At 46.3% G+C, this 17,176-nt stretch carries 10 protein-coding genes and 1 tRNA gene; 8 read left to right on the plus strand and 3 right to left on the minus strand.

The genetic code is table 11. From position 1 onward, the window contains the following. The first annotated feature begins 786 nt into the window (after positions 1-786). From proB to ACG95_RS00645, 8 genes are all read left to right on the plus strand, one after another. The gene (proB, locus tag ACG95_RS00610; RefSeq protein WP_152668257.1) at positions 787-1,584 is read left to right on the plus strand and encodes a glutamate 5-kinase; all 798 of its coding nucleotides are present in this window, start codon (positions 787-789) and stop codon (positions 1,582-1,584) included. A 20-nt stretch (positions 1,585-1,604) separates the two neighbouring features. Then, the gene (locus ACG95_RS00615) at positions 1,605-2,843 is read left to right on the plus strand and encodes a glutamate-5-semialdehyde dehydrogenase (protein ID WP_047998630.1); all 1,239 of its coding nucleotides are present in this window, start codon (positions 1,605-1,607) and stop codon (positions 2,841-2,843) included. A 420-nt stretch (positions 2,844-3,263) separates the two neighbouring features. Next, positions 3,264-5,159 carry a 1,4-alpha-glucan branching protein GlgB gene (glgB, locus tag ACG95_RS00620; RefSeq protein ID WP_047998631.1) on the plus strand — a complete coding sequence of 632 codons (1,896 nt, stop codon included), beginning with the start codon at positions 3,264-3,266 and terminating at the stop codon, positions 5,157-5,159. Between the two features lie 2 nt (positions 5,160-5,161). After that, positions 5,162-6,301 (plus strand): glucose-1-phosphate adenylyltransferase, encoded by a 1,140-nt coding sequence (locus ACG95_RS00625; RefSeq protein WP_047998632.1) that lies wholly within the window; start codon positions 5,162-5,164, stop codon positions 6,299-6,301. Continuing rightward, positions 6,298-7,470, plus strand: a complete 1,173-nt coding sequence (gene glgD, locus ACG95_RS00630) for a glucose-1-phosphate adenylyltransferase subunit GlgD (RefSeq protein WP_047998633.1) — start codon at positions 6,298-6,300, stop codon at positions 7,468-7,470. Before ACG95_RS00625 ends, glgD begins: the two co-directional genes overlap by 4 nt. Next, a complete protein-coding gene (glgA, locus tag ACG95_RS00635) occupies positions 7,463-8,902 on the plus strand; it encodes a glycogen synthase GlgA (RefSeq protein ID WP_047998634.1) in 1,440 nt (479 codons plus the stop codon). The genes glgD and glgA overlap by 8 nt, the downstream gene beginning before the upstream one ends. Before the next feature lie 9 nt (positions 8,903-8,911). Next, entirely contained in the window at positions 8,912-11,314 is a 2,403-nt protein-coding gene (locus ACG95_RS00640; protein WP_047998635.1) for a glycogen/starch/alpha-glucan phosphorylase, read from the plus strand. Between the two features lie 16 nt (positions 11,315-11,330). After that, a complete protein-coding gene (locus ACG95_RS00645) occupies positions 11,331-13,190 on the plus strand; it encodes a glycoside hydrolase family 13 protein (RefSeq protein ID WP_047998636.1) in 1,860 nt (619 codons plus the stop codon). 263 nt (positions 13,191-13,453) lie between these two features. Here ACG95_RS00645 and ACG95_RS00650 read toward each other — a convergent pair whose 3' ends face one another. The 3 genes from ACG95_RS00650 to ACG95_RS00660 all read right to left on the minus strand — a co-directional run bounded on the left by ACG95_RS00650 (position 13,454) and on the right by ACG95_RS00660 (position 17,078). Next, a complete protein-coding gene (locus tag ACG95_RS00650; protein ID WP_047998637.1) occupies positions 13,454-16,174 on the minus strand; it encodes a glycoside hydrolase family 65 protein in 2,721 nt (906 codons plus the stop codon). Between the two features lie 233 nt (positions 16,175-16,407). Next, positions 16,408-16,839, minus strand: coding sequence for a pyridoxamine 5'-phosphate oxidase family protein (locus ACG95_RS00655; protein ID WP_047998638.1), 432 nt, complete (start codon positions 16,837-16,839; stop codon positions 16,408-16,410). Positions 16,840-17,005: 166 nt separating this feature from the next. After that, positions 17,006-17,078: transfer RNA gene (locus tag ACG95_RS00660), tRNA-Lys, on the minus strand. Positions 17,079-17,176 lie beyond the last annotated feature (98 nt).

Genomic DNA, 17,176 nt, shown 5'->3' on the forward strand with positions numbered 1-17,176 from the left:
TTACACGTTTCGACTATTAATATTGGAATGGACTATGACATAAGCTGTAGTCCATTTTTTAATACAAAAAAATTAATGGTTCACTGAACATGCTGGTATGACTATGATTGGAAAGCTAAAATTGGTCACTACTTTCGCCTGCGGTGGTCAGTACTAGCTCAGCTGTGGGGACCGGGTTAAGCCTGAGAAGCGGTCTTAACCCTCGCCTTGATCCTTGGCACAATTCGCCAATGACCAAGGGCGTCCGTGGTGTAAGTCCAGTGGAAAAGCACCACCGAACTAACGCCCCTTCACCATACCGCTAGTACTGCCCACCTCCGGCTAAACTGGTTAATACCCATGATAAATATCGTTAATATTAGTTCGCGAAGATGGTTGGCTGATTGCTTGCTAATAGAGTGGTCATTGAATCAAGTATCAGCGGAGTCAGCCATGGCACGTTTTCCTAGCTGGCGGAGCGATGAATAATGTGTTGAAATTAATTTCTAAGCAACAATCACTGGTCTAGCAGTTGCTCCAGCTGGTCTAGAATTTTTAGTTTTCAGTTACAATTCAGAAGAGTTAGCGTCGCAGTAACCATTTTTAGGTATGAGTAACAGCTTTTTTTGTAATAAAAATAGACAGATTCATTAGTTGGTGGCAAACTGGTTGATAATAGCTAATGAGCGGTTGGCAATGATATTGTCAGGGCCATAATGTTTAGTGTGACTTGGAAAGCAGACAGCGAGTTACTATTGCGAGCAATGTTTCACGTGAAACAAAATAAGATGAAATTTGGTGATAGCAGTGGAAATAATGCGGAAGTTACGTTCGAAACGGGTAGTAATTAAGGTCGGTACGAGTACACTGGTCTATCCGGATGGCTCAATCAACTTACGTGCTATTGACCAGTTAGCATTCGTCATCAGTGCGATGCGGCATCGCGGTCGTGAAGTGGTCTTGGTATCTTCCGGGGCAATTGGTGTTGGCCTTAACTATATGGGCTTAAAACAGCGTCCAAAGGCAATTCCAGAACAACAGGCGATTGCGGCTATCGGCCAAACTGAATTGATTTCAATCTATAAAGAACGCTTTGCAATTTATGAACAGAAGATTGGCCAACTATTATTAACGCGGGATATTTTTGTCTATCCGAAGAGTCACCACAACGTTCTGAATACTTTTGAAGCCTTGTTAAAGCAAAACGTGGTTCCCATCGTTAACGAAAATGATACGGTGGCTGTTGATGAATTGGATCATGAAACTAAATTTGGTGATAATGACCAGTTATCCGCAATTGTGGCAACTAATATTGGTGCAGACTTGTTGATCATGCTGTCGGACATTGATGGCTTCTATACGGGTAATCCGAATGCGGATGATAAAGCACAATTGTTGGCGCACGTTGCTAAAGTTGACCAGCAGACGTATGAATTAGCGGGCGGCAGTGGTAGTCGTTTCGGAACCGGTGGTATGGTTACCAAACTAAAAGCTGCCGAGCGGATGATTGATGCGGATGGCCAGATGATTCTGGCAAACGGTGAAGATCCTACAATCATTTTTCAGATTCTAGCGGGCGAACCCGTTGGAACGTTATTTGGATAAAGCCAAGGAGGAAAAGGATAATGACTGAGTTAACTCAATTAGGACAGCAAGCGCAACAGGCTAGTTATGAACTAGGATTATTATCTGCTACGCAAAAAAACGATGGTTTATTAGCAATGGCTAAGGCGCTAATTGCACACCAAGATGAAATACTGGCTGCAAATGCTAAAGATTTGGAAAATCCTCAGGTTCCAACTAAGTTTATTGATCGCTTGAGGCTAAGTTCGGAACGAATTCAAGATATGGCAACGGGGCTTAGGCAGGTTGCCGCGTTAGCTGATCCAATTGGCAATGTCGACCGAGCTTGGCGCAATGACGCAGGCTTAATGATTGCTAAGGAACGGGTGCCACTCGGAGTTATCGGCATGATCTTTGAGGCACGGCCAAATGTGACGGCGGATGCGTCAGCATTGTGCTTTAAGACCGGTAATGCCGTTATCTTACGGGGTGGTAAGGAAGCAATTCACTCTAATCAAGCCTTGGTAAGGGTACTACGTGGTGCGTTACGGGAGGTTGGAGTTGATGAAAACGCCATTCAATTAATCGAAGATACCTCGCACGCAATGGCGGAAAAGTTCATGCAACTGACAGACTACGTGGACGTCTTAATTCCACGGGGAAGTGCCCGTTTAATTCAAACAGTGCTGGCTAAAGCAACGGTGCCCGTTATCGAAACGGGAGCCGGTAACTGTCACGTGTACGTTGATAAGGATGCCCAACTTGAGATGGCAACGGCCATCGTCATCAATGGTAAGGTTCAACGGCCCTCTGTCTGCAACGCAACGGAAAAATTACTGATCCATCGAGACGTTGCGACTGCTTACTTACCAAGTATGATTCAAGCCTTGCGAGATAATGGTGTCGAGGTGCGTGGTGATGAAGCGACTCAGGCGATTGTGCCGGACGTTGTGCCTGCTACGGACGCTGATTGGCCTATGGAATATAATGACTTGATTATTGCAGTCAAAGTGGTTGATTCTGAAGCCGCGGCGATTACCCATATCAACCGGTATAATACGCAACACTCGGAAGCGATTGTGACGGATAATTATCAGGCTGGTAAGGTCTTCCAGCAACGGATTAACGCAGCTTGTGTCTATATCAACGCGTCAACGCGGTTTACGGATGGCTTTGAGTTTGGGTTCGGTGCTGAAATCGGTATTTCAACGCAAAAGTTGCATGCGCGTGGACCGATGGGGTTGGCTGAATTAACGTCTTATAAATACGTTATTGACGGTAACGGACAAGTCCGTGCCTAATGAATGATGGGATTGGAATCTAGCTAAGGTGAATAGCTAGGTTCCAATTTTTTTTGCTTTAAGTGAGCTTGATCCACGTATGGTGCACTATAAAAAGCTAGTGGCTCACGAGTAATTGTTGAGGATAAAGTGGAGATTCGTAATTAAATAAATTAACTGACCCGAAAAAAGGTAACTTTTTCGGGCTTTTTTAGTCACTAATGGGTTTTAGCGAGAAAGCTCATAGGCACGCGTTTAGTTGGTTTGAAGCAATTCTTAATATAAGTTAGTGACGAGCCACAATCCTTAGTGATAAGGGCTTTGGTCAGTCTAACAACGTTAAGTTAGGCAAACTTATCAAGGATGGGCAAGTCTAGCGTAGCTTCTTATAATGGAGCTAATATCGTTAGCTTTTTGATTGATCACATTAGGGGGTGTGGCATGGTGGAAAAGTTATCACTGGATACGACTGATGCCAGCTACTTATTCAACGTGGGAGCTGGTTTTCAAAGTCAAGATTATTTGGGCTGTCATTGGACGACAACGGGACAGACTGTTTTTCGTGGCTGGGCGCCTAATGCGAAGGCGGTCGCAGTTGTTGGTGATTTTAATGACTGGCAAGCAACGGCCTTAAAACCACTGGATACAACGGGGGTCTGGCAAGGTCAACTTACAGAAGTACACGTCGGGGACTTGTATAAGTTTCAAGTGACGGCGATTGACGGGCAAGTGCGGCTTAAAGTTGATCCATTTGGGCAACAGTTTGAACGTAAACCGGGGGATGCAGCGGTGGTCGTTGCCCCACTGACGATGAGCTGGCACGATAGTTTATGGTTGGCTCGTCGTAAACGCACGCATGCTAGCAGCCGTCCGGTTAATATCTATGAGGTGCACTTAGGTTCGTGGCGGCGTCATCCCAATGGTCAGTACTATAGTTACGCTGAATTAGCTGATGAGTTGATCCCGTACGTTACAAAATTGGGTTATACGCATATTGAATTGATGCCGGTTATGGAACACCTATTGGATGCTTCGTGGGGCTATCAACAATTTGGCTACTTTGCGCCGACCAGTCGGTTTGGGTCCCGGCAAAGCTTTTGTGAGTTTGTCGATCAGTGTCATCAGGCTAATATTGGTGTGCTGGTTGACTGGGTTCCAAGCCACTTCATTCGTAATTACGATGCACTCTATCAGTATGACGGAACGCCAACTTTTGAATACGCGGATGTTAATCGGGCCGATAATCATCGTTGGGGCGCGTGGAACTTTGATCTGGGCAAGGCGCAGGTTCAGAGCTTTTTGATCTCTAGCGCGTTATTTTGGCTATCCGCGTATCACTTGGACGGACTACGGGTTGATGCTGTCTCAAACATGCTATATCTGGATTATGACGAGGGACGCACGGGCCAAGTTAATCAGTACGGTGACAACCGGAATCTGGAAGGGATTGCCTTCTTACAGCGATTAAATACGGTCGTTCATCAGCAACATCCTGACATCTTAATGATTGCGGAGGAGTCGTCGGCTTATCCGCATGTGACTGGCGCCGTAACTGCTGGGGGACTTGGCTTTGACTACAAGTGGAATATGGGCTGGATGCACGACACGCTTGATTTTTTTACTATGGATCCGCTGTATCGGCATGACCACTTTAATTTACTGACGTTTGCGTTCGTCTATATGTTTGATGAGCACTTCATCCTACCATTTTCACACGATGAAGTTGTTCATGGAAAAAAATCACTGATGAATAAGATGCCGGGGGATCGCTATAACCAGTTTGCTAACTTGCGAACGATGTTGACCTATATGACCGTATTTCCCGGGAAACAATTGAACTTTATGGGCTCAGAATGGGGCCAGTATCTGGAGTGGCGCGATTGGAGCGCACTAGAATGGGTTGATCTTAAGGATCGACTGAATGATCGGATGCAATATTTTACAACGGTACTCAATGAGCTTTACCAGCAGAATCGGCCATTGTGGGAACAAGATCACGCTAAAGCTGGAATTCGCTACACCTACACGGATGATCCGGAAAGTTCCACCATGAGTTTTATTCGCCAAGCGAAGCGTAAAGCTAATTTTGTGGTGGCGACTTTCAACTTTGTCCCTGTTGAGCGCCAACAGTATCGCATTGGGGTACCTTACTGCGGTCAGTATGAACTGTTGCTGAATACCGAAGCAAAGGCTTTTGGTGGCACGTGGACGAAACTAGAGACTGATTTTACAGCCGTTGCGCATGCCTATCACGGTCAGCCAGCCAGTTTTACAGTAACGTTGCCGGCAATGAGCGCACTACTTATCCGACCAGTGAGTGTCAGAAGGGGGAGCTGAAGATGCAAGATGAGATGTTAGCAATTATCCTAGCTGGGGGTCAGGGAACCCGGCTTGGCAAGTTAACCAAGGATACGGCGAAGCCCGCCGTGCCCTTTGGCGGTCGCTATCGCATTATTGATTTTACGCTGAGTAATTGTGCTAATTCAGGGGTCAATACGGTCGGTGTGATTACGCAGTACCAACCATTGGAATTGAACGCCCATATTGGTAGTGGCGCAAGTTGGGGCTTTGACAGTCTGAACGGTGGGGTGACAGTCTTGCAACCCTACTCATCCAGCGAAGGTGAAAAGTTTTTTGAGGGGACAGCGCACGCTATTTATCAGAATATCGCGTACATCGATCAACAGCAGCCTAAGTACCTGTTAGTTCTTTCCGGGGACCATATCTATAAGATGGATTACAGTAAGATGCTGAAATATCATCAAGAAAAAAAGGCGGCACTGACGGTTGGCGTTATTCCAGTTAAATATGAAGAAGCTAAACGGTTTGGCATGATGAATACGGATGCGACTAATCGGATTATTGAGTTTGAAGAAAAACCAGCTCATCCCAAGAGTAATAAGGCTTCTATGGGGATTTATATTTTCAATTGGGCAACCTTGCGCAGTTACTTGATGAAGAGCTATGCCACGGATAAGTCGCTTGAGGATTTTGGCAAGAACGTGATTCCATCCTACCTTGCTAATAATGAATCAGTTTACGCTTACGCGTTTAAAGGGTATTGGCGAGATGTTGGGACAATCAAGAGTCTATGGCAGGCTAACATGGAATTTTTGACGCCGCATAACCGGCTGAATATCGCCGATCAGTATTGGCGAATCTATTCTAAGGCGGAAGTGCTACCACCCATGTTTTTAACGGCAACTAGTCAACTGAGTAACGCCATGATTGTTGATAGCTGTTACGTTGCCGGTGAAATTGATCATTCGATCTTGTCACAGCGCGTTTCCGTTGGGATGGGCAGTCGCATCATCGATAGCATGATTATGCCGGGAGCAACCATCGGGAAGAACGTGGTGATTGATCACGCCTTAATTGGTGAAGAAGCGGTCGTTGGTGATGATGCCCGGATTATCGGTACAAAAGAACGGATTGCCGTAGTTGGGTACCACGAAACGGTGGGGGTGGAACAATCATGAAACGTGAACGAGTCAGTGCCATCATTAACTTATTAGAACCAGAGGATCAGCTGCAACCATTAACCGCAGTCCGACCGGTGGGGATGTTGCCATTCGGCGGTCGCTATCGGCTAATTGATTTTCAGTTATCAAGTATCGTTAATGCCGGGATTCAAAACGTCATGGTGACCGTTCCACGTTCAGGACGTTCGGTGGCGGATCATTTACGAAGCGGCAGCGATTGGAGTCTCAATACGATTCGTGGCGGTCTCTTTTTATCGCCTTATAATGACTTGAAGCTAGTGGCGCCGGAGAAAAAGCTGACGTTGATATACCATTATTACGATGATTCCATCCTATTTTTAAAACGTAGTCAGAGTGAGTACACGGTTATCATGAGTACTCGCAATGTAAGTAATATTGATCTTAAAGCCCTATTACGTTATCACGAAGAGCGTAATCGCCCCGTCACGGTTGTTTATAAGCGAGTTGCTCGAAGTGATCTGACACCTGAAAATACCGTTTTACAATTAACGGCTAATGATGAGGCGACGGCAGTTCTGCCGCTGAACAAGCTGAAAGCTGCCCCGTCAACGAAACAACTTGCGAAAAGTATGTCGATCTATTTGCTAAGTACAGTCGATTTGATTGCCTTACTACAGGAAGCAAATCAGCGGGGGGCGATGATCAGTCTAGAACAACTCCTGTGTCAGTTCGTCATTCAACATACGGCCAATGCGTTCGAGTATACGGGTTATCAGGCCAACATTCACGATATTCAAAGTTACTTTGCAGCAAACATGTCGGTTCTGAACGAAACTAATTTTCGAGCGCTCTTCTACAGCTCACGGCGAATCTACACTAAGGTCAAAAATGAAGTGCCCACCTTTTTCACAACGGGAACGCGGTGCCAAGACAGTCTCTTTGGGACTGGTGGCTATATCGAAGGGCAGGTACAGCACAGCGTTGTCTTTCGTAACGTTGCGATTAATCAGAATACCAAGGTAAAGGATTCAGTCATCATGCAGGGGACGCGGATTGGTACGGGTTGCCAGTTAGAGAACGTCGTCATTGATAAAAATGCGGTGATTGGTCCTAATCTGAGTTTAAAAGGCACTCCTGAAAAACCACTAGTTATTCGGAAAGGCCAGCAACTCTTTCAGCAAGTGGAGGTGGCAGCAGATGACTAGAATTCTATTTGCAACGGCTGAAGCGGCCCCTTTTTACAGAACTGGCGGGCTAGGCGATGTGGGCCTGGGATTGCCCCGTGCCCTGCAAGCAGCGGGAAGTGAAGTGCGGGTCGTCATTCCGTACTATCCGCAATTGTTACCCGCACAATATCGGTCGCAGCTAGTCACGCTGAAGATGTTTCAGGTACAGGTTGGTCCTAAGCGGGTCTATTGTGGCATAAAAACCTTAACGGTCGCGGGGATTCAGTATTATTTAATTGATAATTTGGCTTATTTTGGTCGTGATCAGCTATATGGTTATTGGGACGATGGGGAGCGCTTCGCTTTTTTTCAGATGGCAATCTGTGAAATGATGGAGCGCATCGATTATATTCCGGATGTCTTACATCTGAATGACTGGCACACTGCTTTTATTCCAGTGTTATTAGTTGAAAAGTACTATTGGATTGAAGCCTACCGAAAGATTAAGACGTTGCTCACCATTCATAACTTAGCTTTTCAAGGTGTTTTTGATCCGGTTATATTGGACAGCTTATTTCGAATTGGGGTAGAGACCTTTAACGAGGATGGGGTGGCATTTGGTAATCAGGTCAATTGGCTCAAAGCGGGGATTAACTTCGCAGATGCCGTTAATACAGTTTCACCAACGTATGCCAGTGAGATTCAAACGACCGCGTTTGGTGAACGACTAGACGGCATCCTGCGTGCGAATCGCGGGAAAGTCAGTGGCATCATAAATGGAATCGACACGACGTTGTACGATCCGGCACATGATCCTAACCTGACGACCAATTATCGAGTTCAGAACTTGCAGCTGAAGGAACAGAATAAGCCAACGTTGCAACGACGATTTGGTCTGCCAGTCAGATCAGTACCCGTACTAGCCGTCGTCTCACGGTTAACCAAACAAAAGGGGATGGATCTGTTACTAGACGCGTTGGATCCATTCTTGCAAACACAAGATGTTCAGCTGGTTGTCTTAGGGACCGGGGAACCGCCACTGGAAAGAGCTTTTCAAATGTATCAGCTAGCATATCCGCAAAAAGTCGCAGTAATAAATAGCTTTGATCCTCAATTAGCGCAATTGATCTATGCGGGTAGCGACAGTTTTTTGATGCCCTCTGCTTTTGAACCGTGCGGCTTGTCACAGATGATGGCGATGCATTACGGCACCTTACCAATTGTGCATGCGGTCGGCGGTTTGCGTGATTCGGTGATTCCTTATAATCAGTATACCGGTCAGGGTACGGGTTTCTGTTTTGACGACTATCAACCCGCGGTGTTGAGGAAGATGATGACGTTGGCGGTCACGATCTATCGGCATGAGCCGCGGGTATGGCGACAGCTGCAACGGCAAGCGATGACACGCAATTTTAGCTGGCAGTCATCTGCACAGTGCTATCAGGGGATTTATCAGAAGATGTTGAGTTAGGAGGACAATGTGAAATTAACGAGTGCACAGTTCAAAAAGGATTTTTTAAGTGAGATTGAGACGTTGTATTCAACCGCGCTTGCTGACACGTCCAATATCGAGCAATATATTGCGTTAGGTCACTTAGTGCGGCGCTATAACAGTCAGAGTTGGACGCGGACGGCCAAGCGCTATCGTGACCACCAGCAAAAACAAGTTTACTATTTTTCAATTGAATTCTTGCCTGGACGGTTGTTAGCCATGAATTTACTGAGTCTGAATTTATTGTCGACTTTCAAACGTGGACTGAGTGAATTAGGTCTGGATTTTGAGACTATCAGTCAGGCCGAACCTGATCCAGCGCTAGGTAATGGTGGTTTAGGACGTTTGGCAGCGTGCTATATGGATGCCATGGCTAGTCTGAGAATTGCGGGTAATGGGAATGGCATCCGCTACCGGTACGGCTTATTCAAACAGATCTTCATGAATGGTTACCAGGTTGAGTTGCCGGATGACTGGTTACGCACTGGGAACGTTTGGGAGACGCGGCGCGATAACAAGAGTTGTGTCGTTCGTTTTGGTGGCAATACTTGGCTGAAAAAGCAGCCGGATGGGCATCTGCAGGCTCATTATGAGCATACGGAGGATGTTTTGGCTGTGCCGTACGACATTGGTGTTGTGGGCTACCACAATGATATTACCAATACGTTGCGGCTCTGGTCGGCAGAACTGCCACCTAGCGTGACGAAGACATACTATTCGCAGGAACAGCGTGATCGGGTCAGCGATATTACCAAAGTACTGTATCCTGATGATTCTAATACTGCCGGTCAACAATTAAGATTACGGCAGGAAAACTTCTTCTCATCGGCCGGCGTACAGAGCATTGTCCGGGACTTTTGTGAGAACAACGATGACCTCCAACAGCTAGGTAAGAAGATTGCCATCCATATCAATGACACGCACCCCACCTTAGTGATTCCAGAAATGATGCGCCTCTTGCTGGATGAGCATGATTGCTCGTGGGACGTTGCCTGGACATTGACCATGCAAGTGATGAGTTATACGAATCACACGATCTTGCAAGAAGCGCTTGAAACGTGGCCAATTGAGATGTTTAAAACGTTACTACCACGAATCTATCAGATTGTGACCGAAATTGATCGTCGTTATCGGCGCCAAGAATTACCGATTTTTGGTCAAAAAATTGTTGATCAGACGGCGCCTTTGGGTAATGGGCAAGTGCGGATGGCGTACTTAGCGGTAATCGGTAGCCACAGTGTTAACGGGGTTGCGCCCCTGCACACAAAGTTGTTAAAAACGGACGTCTTACGAGATCTGTATCAAGTCTATCCAGAGCGGTTTAATAATAAGACTAACGGCATTACGATGCGTCGCTGGGTCCAGTTGGCGAATGAACCTCTATCGGGATTGATCGATACAACGATCGGCAAGGGCTGGCGCCGCAATCCTAATCGATTGCAGGAGTTGATTCCATACCAACAGGACGACCATTTCTTGCATCAATTGTTAGAGGTTAAGCAGCAGAATAAATGGGCCCTGGCAGCGTACGTACAGAAAAATATGGGGATTAAGTTACGTACGGATGCTATCTATGACGTCCAGATTAAACGACTTCACGCGTATAAGCGTCAACTATTGCACGTTTTTGAAATCTTACGGGAATACTTTAAGATCAAGGATCATCCGGAACAAGCCGTTGTTCCACGGGTACACGTCTTTGGTGCGAAGGCGGCTCCCAGCTACCACTATGCCAAATCAATTATCAAATTAATGAACGCAGTAGCTGACATGGTTAATCAAGATCCAGTGATTGGCGATAAGTTAAAAGTGGTCTTTATCCCTAACTACGGGGTGTCGCTGGCTGAATTGATTATCCCAGCAGCTGATGTCAGTGAGCAGATCTCAACGGCCTCGAAGGAAGCTTCCGGGACGAGTAACATGAAGTTAATGGCTAACGGGGCGCTGTCACTCGCCACACATGACGGGGCTAATATTGATATTATCCATGTGGCCGGAGCGGAGAATGAGTACCCGTTTGGCCTGACCGCAGCTGAAGTTTATCACTACTATGAACATGGTAATTACCACGCCGCCGACTTTTATCACGCTGATCCGGAATTAAAACGGATTTTGGACAGTTTGATTGACGGCACGATTCCCGAAGTTGAAACGGTTGGTCGCGAAATCTTTGACTCGCTGATTCAGTATAATGATGAATTCTTTGTGTTGGCCGATTATGCGAGTTACACCCAGCAACAACGGCAGATCAGTCATGATTTTCAGGATCAGCCAACTTGGCAACAACGAGCCTTAGTCAACATTGCAACGGCGGGCTATTTTTCCGCTGACTCGGCAGTGGCACGCTATGCTGAAGATATCTGGCAAGTGCCACACGATCAGTTGACCTAAAGGGAGCAGGGACGATATGCAGGTGAAGTATAATTCATTTTCTACTGACTTTAAGGTGCCGTTTGGGGCAGTTCTGCGTCATACCCAAGTGCAATTTAAGGTGCAGGTCAGCGGCCCCGCGGTGCGGGTAGAACTATGTATGGTCCATGATGGTCAGTGGGACGCGGAGCAAGTTGCCCCCATGGTGCGGGTTCAGACTGATCAGGCCAGTACAACTCAATATACGACGACCTATAAGCCCAGTCAGGTGGGGCTTTACTTCTACTACTTTAGGATTCAAATGGCGACTGAGACAGTCTTCTACGGCTGTGTTGATGGCGGCTATGGTGGTTCCGGAATCAGTTATCAGCAACGGAATCAGGTACAGATGTATCAGTTGACGGTGTTGAAAGCGATAGAGCAATTGCCGCGATGGTATCGTGAAGGGGTGGCTTACCAGATTTTTGTGGATCGGTTTGCAAATGGTAATGCTGATGGCCACGTCAATGCGCCGAAAGCCAATAGCTTTATTTATGGTCAGTTGACGGATGCACCACTCTACATTCGTAATGAACAGCAAGAGATTTTACGGTGGGACTTCTATGGCGGCAACCTGCGTGGGATTAGGTTGAAAATACCGTACTTGCAACAACTGGGTGTAACGATTCTGTATTTAACGCCGATTTTTCAAGCCAGCAGCAATCATCGTTATGATACGGAAGATTTTTTCAAAATTGATCCGGTATTGGGTGATTTAGCTGATTTTGATCAGTTAGTTGCGGCGTTACATCAAGCCGGGATTCGCTTGATTTTGGACGGTGTCTTTAATCACGTGGGTGCCGATTCTAAGTACTTCAATCAAGCCGGTCATTACGCGATAGTTGGTGCGGTACAGTCTAAGGACAGTCCTTACTATCCGTGGTTTTCATTCAAGCACTACCCGGATGATTATCAGAGTTGGTGGGGCATTCGTGATCTACCGACGATTGATAAAATGAATCAGAGCTATCAAGACTTTATCTATGGTCGTTCAGATTCTGTCATTGATTATTGGACTAAACGTGGTGTTGATGGGTGGCGTTTGGACGTGGCAGATGAATTACCGGATTCATTTATTACGGGCATCCGTCACGCGCTGGATCGTTACACGGATAAAGTGTTGATCGGTGAAGTCTGGGAAGATGCGTCCCATAAGATTGCTTACGGCTCTCGACGCCACTATTTGGAGGGCGGCTGTCTACAAGCGGTCATGAACTATCCACTGCGGCAACTGATTGTGCAGGTTTTGACCGGTAAGTTAATGCCTAGTGAATGGTGGCGCAAGTTAATGACACTGAAAGAAAATTATCCGGCATCGACGTTTCAAGCTAACTTTAATAATCTGGGCAGTCACGATACGCCGCGGATTTTAACGGTACTGGCGGATGATCGGGTACACCTCCAGATTGCTATTCAGATGTTACTAACGCTGCCAGGGGTACCATGTCTATACTACGGGGATGAAGCTGGTATGACTGGTGGTAAGGATCCCGACAACCGGGCGTTTTATCCGTGGAAGACGGCTGACCAACAATTACGTCAATTTGTTACGTACTGGGTGACGTGGCGGCGTCAGCAAGCGTGGTTGAATACGGCTAACTTTAGGCCTTTTTACGCTGCGGATTATGGTATCGGCTACGTTTACTGGCAAGGGTCACGAGCAATATTTGTGATGATTAATGTGACTGCAATAAGCCAACGATTGACCGCAACGGATCTTGAATTAAGCGGACTACCAGATTATATAGAACGGGCAATCCGCAAATGGTCAGCTGGGCGAACATTAGGGGCTAATGCTTGTCAGCTTGTTGAAAATTTTACGCAAAGTTTACACGAAGTTGATAGTGGAACCAAGTAGTTAACGTTATATTGTTAGAGAACTTCCTAATCAAGCACCCCGCGATTTAGTTATTAGGGAGAACGCCGTCTATCCTTGAGAAGACGTTAGAAGGTCATGACTTTCCTTGATTTTGTCATGGCCTTTTTGGTTGGCCTGAGATTTAGCATTATTAAGTCATTGAAAGATAAAAATGCGCTACCTCAGATTTTTTCTGAAGTAGCGCATTTTGAGTTACATGCCGCGTTTATTTTAGTGTCGCTGAGAAGTTTTGCTTAGTCCTGTTAATTGGTATAAGTGACGTCTAAGGGATGGTGGGCCTGCAACTGATACTGCTGGCCTATGACGCGAATTGAACAGGCTTGATCCGCGGTCACGGTGACGTGTTGGTGATCAATAATGAAGATGTAGTGCACGTTTTGGAAACACTGTTTGAACTTTAGAACTTGCCAATGGTCGGGGAGTTGCGGATCGACTTGTAATTGATCGGCTAACGGATTGACGCCACCAAAGTTACGAGTTGCTAGGTTAAGCGTTGCACACATGACGCCTAGATGGATTCCTTCCGCCGTAGTCCCACCCTGAATGTCGTAATAGTCAGATACAAGGGCCTTGGAGAAGAAACTCCAAGCGTCGTCATAATTGCCGTCTAGTTGATTCAAAACGGCGTATACGATCCGAGAGAGCGTTGAGCCGTGGGTGGTCCGTGCTAGGTAATATTGAATATTATGCGCCAGATACTTAGCGGGTAGCTGATAACCCATGTCCTTAATAATGCCTTGAACTGTGGGAACATCGAAATTATAAAAGGCCATTAGCGCATCCGCCTGTTTGGCAACTTGATAGGCATCCGGTGTTTTACCCTCAGCTTTTAGAAGGCGATCCATCCGTGAGATGTCGCCGTAACGCTGGTGGTAGGCATGGAAGTCAAGTGTCGGCAGGTCAAAGTAGCCTTCGAACTGAGCAATGATGCCGCTATGATTGATGCTGAGCGTTAATTGCCGGCCAATGATGGTCAGCTTGGCCGCATCATCAGAATTGAAATGCGCGGCCTTGATGGCTTGTTGGTAGTCGTGATCCGTCATCGTTTCCTGCAATTTGGTGATTGTCTTGAATAGCCATGCCACCATGATGTTGGTGTAGGCGTTATTTTTAAGACCAGGCGTAGTACTGTTTGGGTAATTTTCATGGAATTCATCTGGACCCATCACGCCGCTAATGTCGTAGCGCTTAGTCTGTTGATTGTAAGTTGCTTTGTCGAGCCAAAAGGCCGCAATTGAGAGCAACATTTCCATGCCATAGTGATCGAGAAAGTCACGATCCTGAGTGACGTGGTAGTAAAACCAGACATTATACGCAATATCCAAGGAAACGTGTCGTTGTAACCGACTATTGTCAGGATCCCACGTCTTCGTAAGCGGGTTGAGGTGGGTGAATTGGGACTGTTCGTCACCCTTTGAGGCTGATTGCCAAGGATACATGGCACCGGCCGCGCCGATTGATTGGGCGTTTTTTCGAGCAGCGGGTAAACGTCGGTAACGGTAAAGCAGCAGTTGTTTAGCTAGTTCAGGTCGCTGTAGCGTGTAGAATGGCAAAATGAACATTTCATCCCAGAAGACGTGTCCGCGATAAGCTTCACCGTGAAGTCCGCGAGCACCTACGGAAGCATCTAATTGGCCACTTTCAATGGCTTCAGCGGAGGTAAAACTATGGTAGATGTTGACGCGCAGTAATCGTTGACTGGTGATGTCGCCCCGCACTTTAATGTCCGTATTTCGCCAAGTCTGGTCCCAGTATTTCAAGCTAGCCGCAACGGTCGAATTAAAGCTCGACTGTTCCAATTCGGATGCAACGTTAGTGAGTTTTGGATCATCTTGGGAATTACTAGTTGCGATGACAACGTTCTTATCAAACGTGTAAGTTTGTCCGGCAGTGACGTTCAACGATACGATCTGTTGAACACTTTGTGGAGATTCCGTATTACTAAAGGCGTCTGGTGTAGTGACGTCAGGGCTGGTGAGTTTTGCACCCAGCATGTAAGCAATATTAGAATTTTTGGTCGTCCCAGTTAGACAGACTGTGTTGGTAGCAGCGGTAATATCATCAGTTTTTAGATGGTGCTGCTCAAAGACGTTGTAGCGGCTGACGTTGCTGTTAACCACACTGCCGTCGATTTCAGCATAGATTTGTAGGCTACCGGAAAAGTTCAGTGGCGTTACTTGATAACGGATGCTGTAGCGGTGCCAAGCGTGCATGTTGGCAATCTTTTGGACTTTTATTTGTAATTGGTGGCCCGAAGCAAGTTGAATCATTTCAGTCGTTGTCAGTAGCCCCATCTTGAGGTCGAGACTCCGGTAGATATCCTGCAGATTATGGTGATCAGGGGTGAATGATGGTTGATGATCGATGCCAAACGTCATGAATTGGGCATTTGGTAGGTTGACGAGATCTTCGTTTGTGATTTTGTGATCCTGAATCGTGGTGGTTTCTGAATCAAAGACGCCGGCAACGTACGTCCCAGGATAATTATCCTGATCAGCGCGGCTCTCTACTAGGGCCCCTCGTAAGCCGAAATAGCCATTACCGATCGTTAACATGGCTTCCTGTCCGCGATTACGAGCGCCGTGGTCAAAGCCGTAGTAATCAAGATGCCATTTTAGATAAGCGACTTTAGCCTTGATAGCGGCAGTTAAGCCGAGTTGTTCCACGCTAGTACGGCTAACAACGGGGATATTGAGTAACTTCGTTAGTGCCAAGCCAATATCAAGCCGGACGTTATTAATGGCGACGATGGTATCAGAGAACGAATAAGTTAGACCGTTGTCGAGAATGACCGCATCAAACGGCAATCCTGCTAGGCGATTCTTGATAGTTTCGAGATTTTTATCTAGCGGTTGTTCGGTATCATAATCAATGAGGTAGTGGGCAGTAGCGGCTTGATTGGGGACGGGATGATAGGCGATATCCATCGTGTTATTTTCAATTCGCAATCTAATTAATTTCATCAGTACACACTCCATTATTTAGAATCATAAACTCGATTGGGAGCCGTAACAAAAGACTATGCACATAGCCTAAGCTCCTTCAGAATAGCCCGCAAATATTGCAGCCGGTAATCAGGCATTATGAGAAAAAAGCGGGGTTTGCTTATGAAACTTAATAAACAAAAGTGCGGACACAAAAAATGGCCGTGACTTAGGAGTGGGTCTCCAGTATTGTCACAGCCGGTTACGGATGATTAGTTATCAGGATTGGTTATTAGTTCAAGATGATCCATCTTCATCATCTGGCGAATCTTAATTGAGTTGGTTTGAAATCTTAAAATGACGGGATCTTTATAGGCAAGCTGTTGCTGAAAGTCCGTCAGTTCGTCGTGCCAATCATGTTGAAAGACATCGTTACCAACTAGCGTTAACTGCCCGCGTAGCATGATGGAGGTATAGTCAGCTAAGTGGTAGCAAAACAGGCTAGCTTGTTTTTGATTTTGGATGTTTTGAGCCGTGGTCGTTTGGCGACTCGTGTAGAAGAAGAGTTGTTCGAGACTGCGTTTAGTCGGTAGGGGGCTGAGTGCGACCATCGTTGGATAACCACTAGCATCAATGGTTGCGACCGTAAAAACGGGGGCAGCTTGAATCATATGTAGCGCTGTCTGCCGGGTTGTATGTTGCATGGAGACCACCTCTTTACCGTCCAGTATGCCGTAATGGGAGCTGGAAGTCATACGTTACGCACAGGAAAGTGGTAAAGTTAACAGTAATATTATATAATTGAAAACAAAAAAATCAGCTTTCACGGTGGATTATCACGGCGTGAAAACTGATTAGTGGTGGTTATGATGGGCAGTCAGGGGATCGAACCCTGGACCCACGGATTAAGAGTCCGTTGCTCTGCCAGCTGAGCTAACTGCCCATAACCTAACAGAAAATATAATATCATGAATTTTGACTTCTGACAATACTATTTTAAAACTTTTTTCAAAAAAAGTGTAAATTAGTGTTAATTAAGTG

The sequence above is a fragment of the Lactiplantibacillus herbarum genome (genome assembly GCF_001039045.1).
In the GTDB taxonomy this organism is placed as follows: Bacteria; Bacillota; Bacilli; order Lactobacillales; family Lactobacillaceae; genus Lactiplantibacillus; species Lactiplantibacillus herbarum.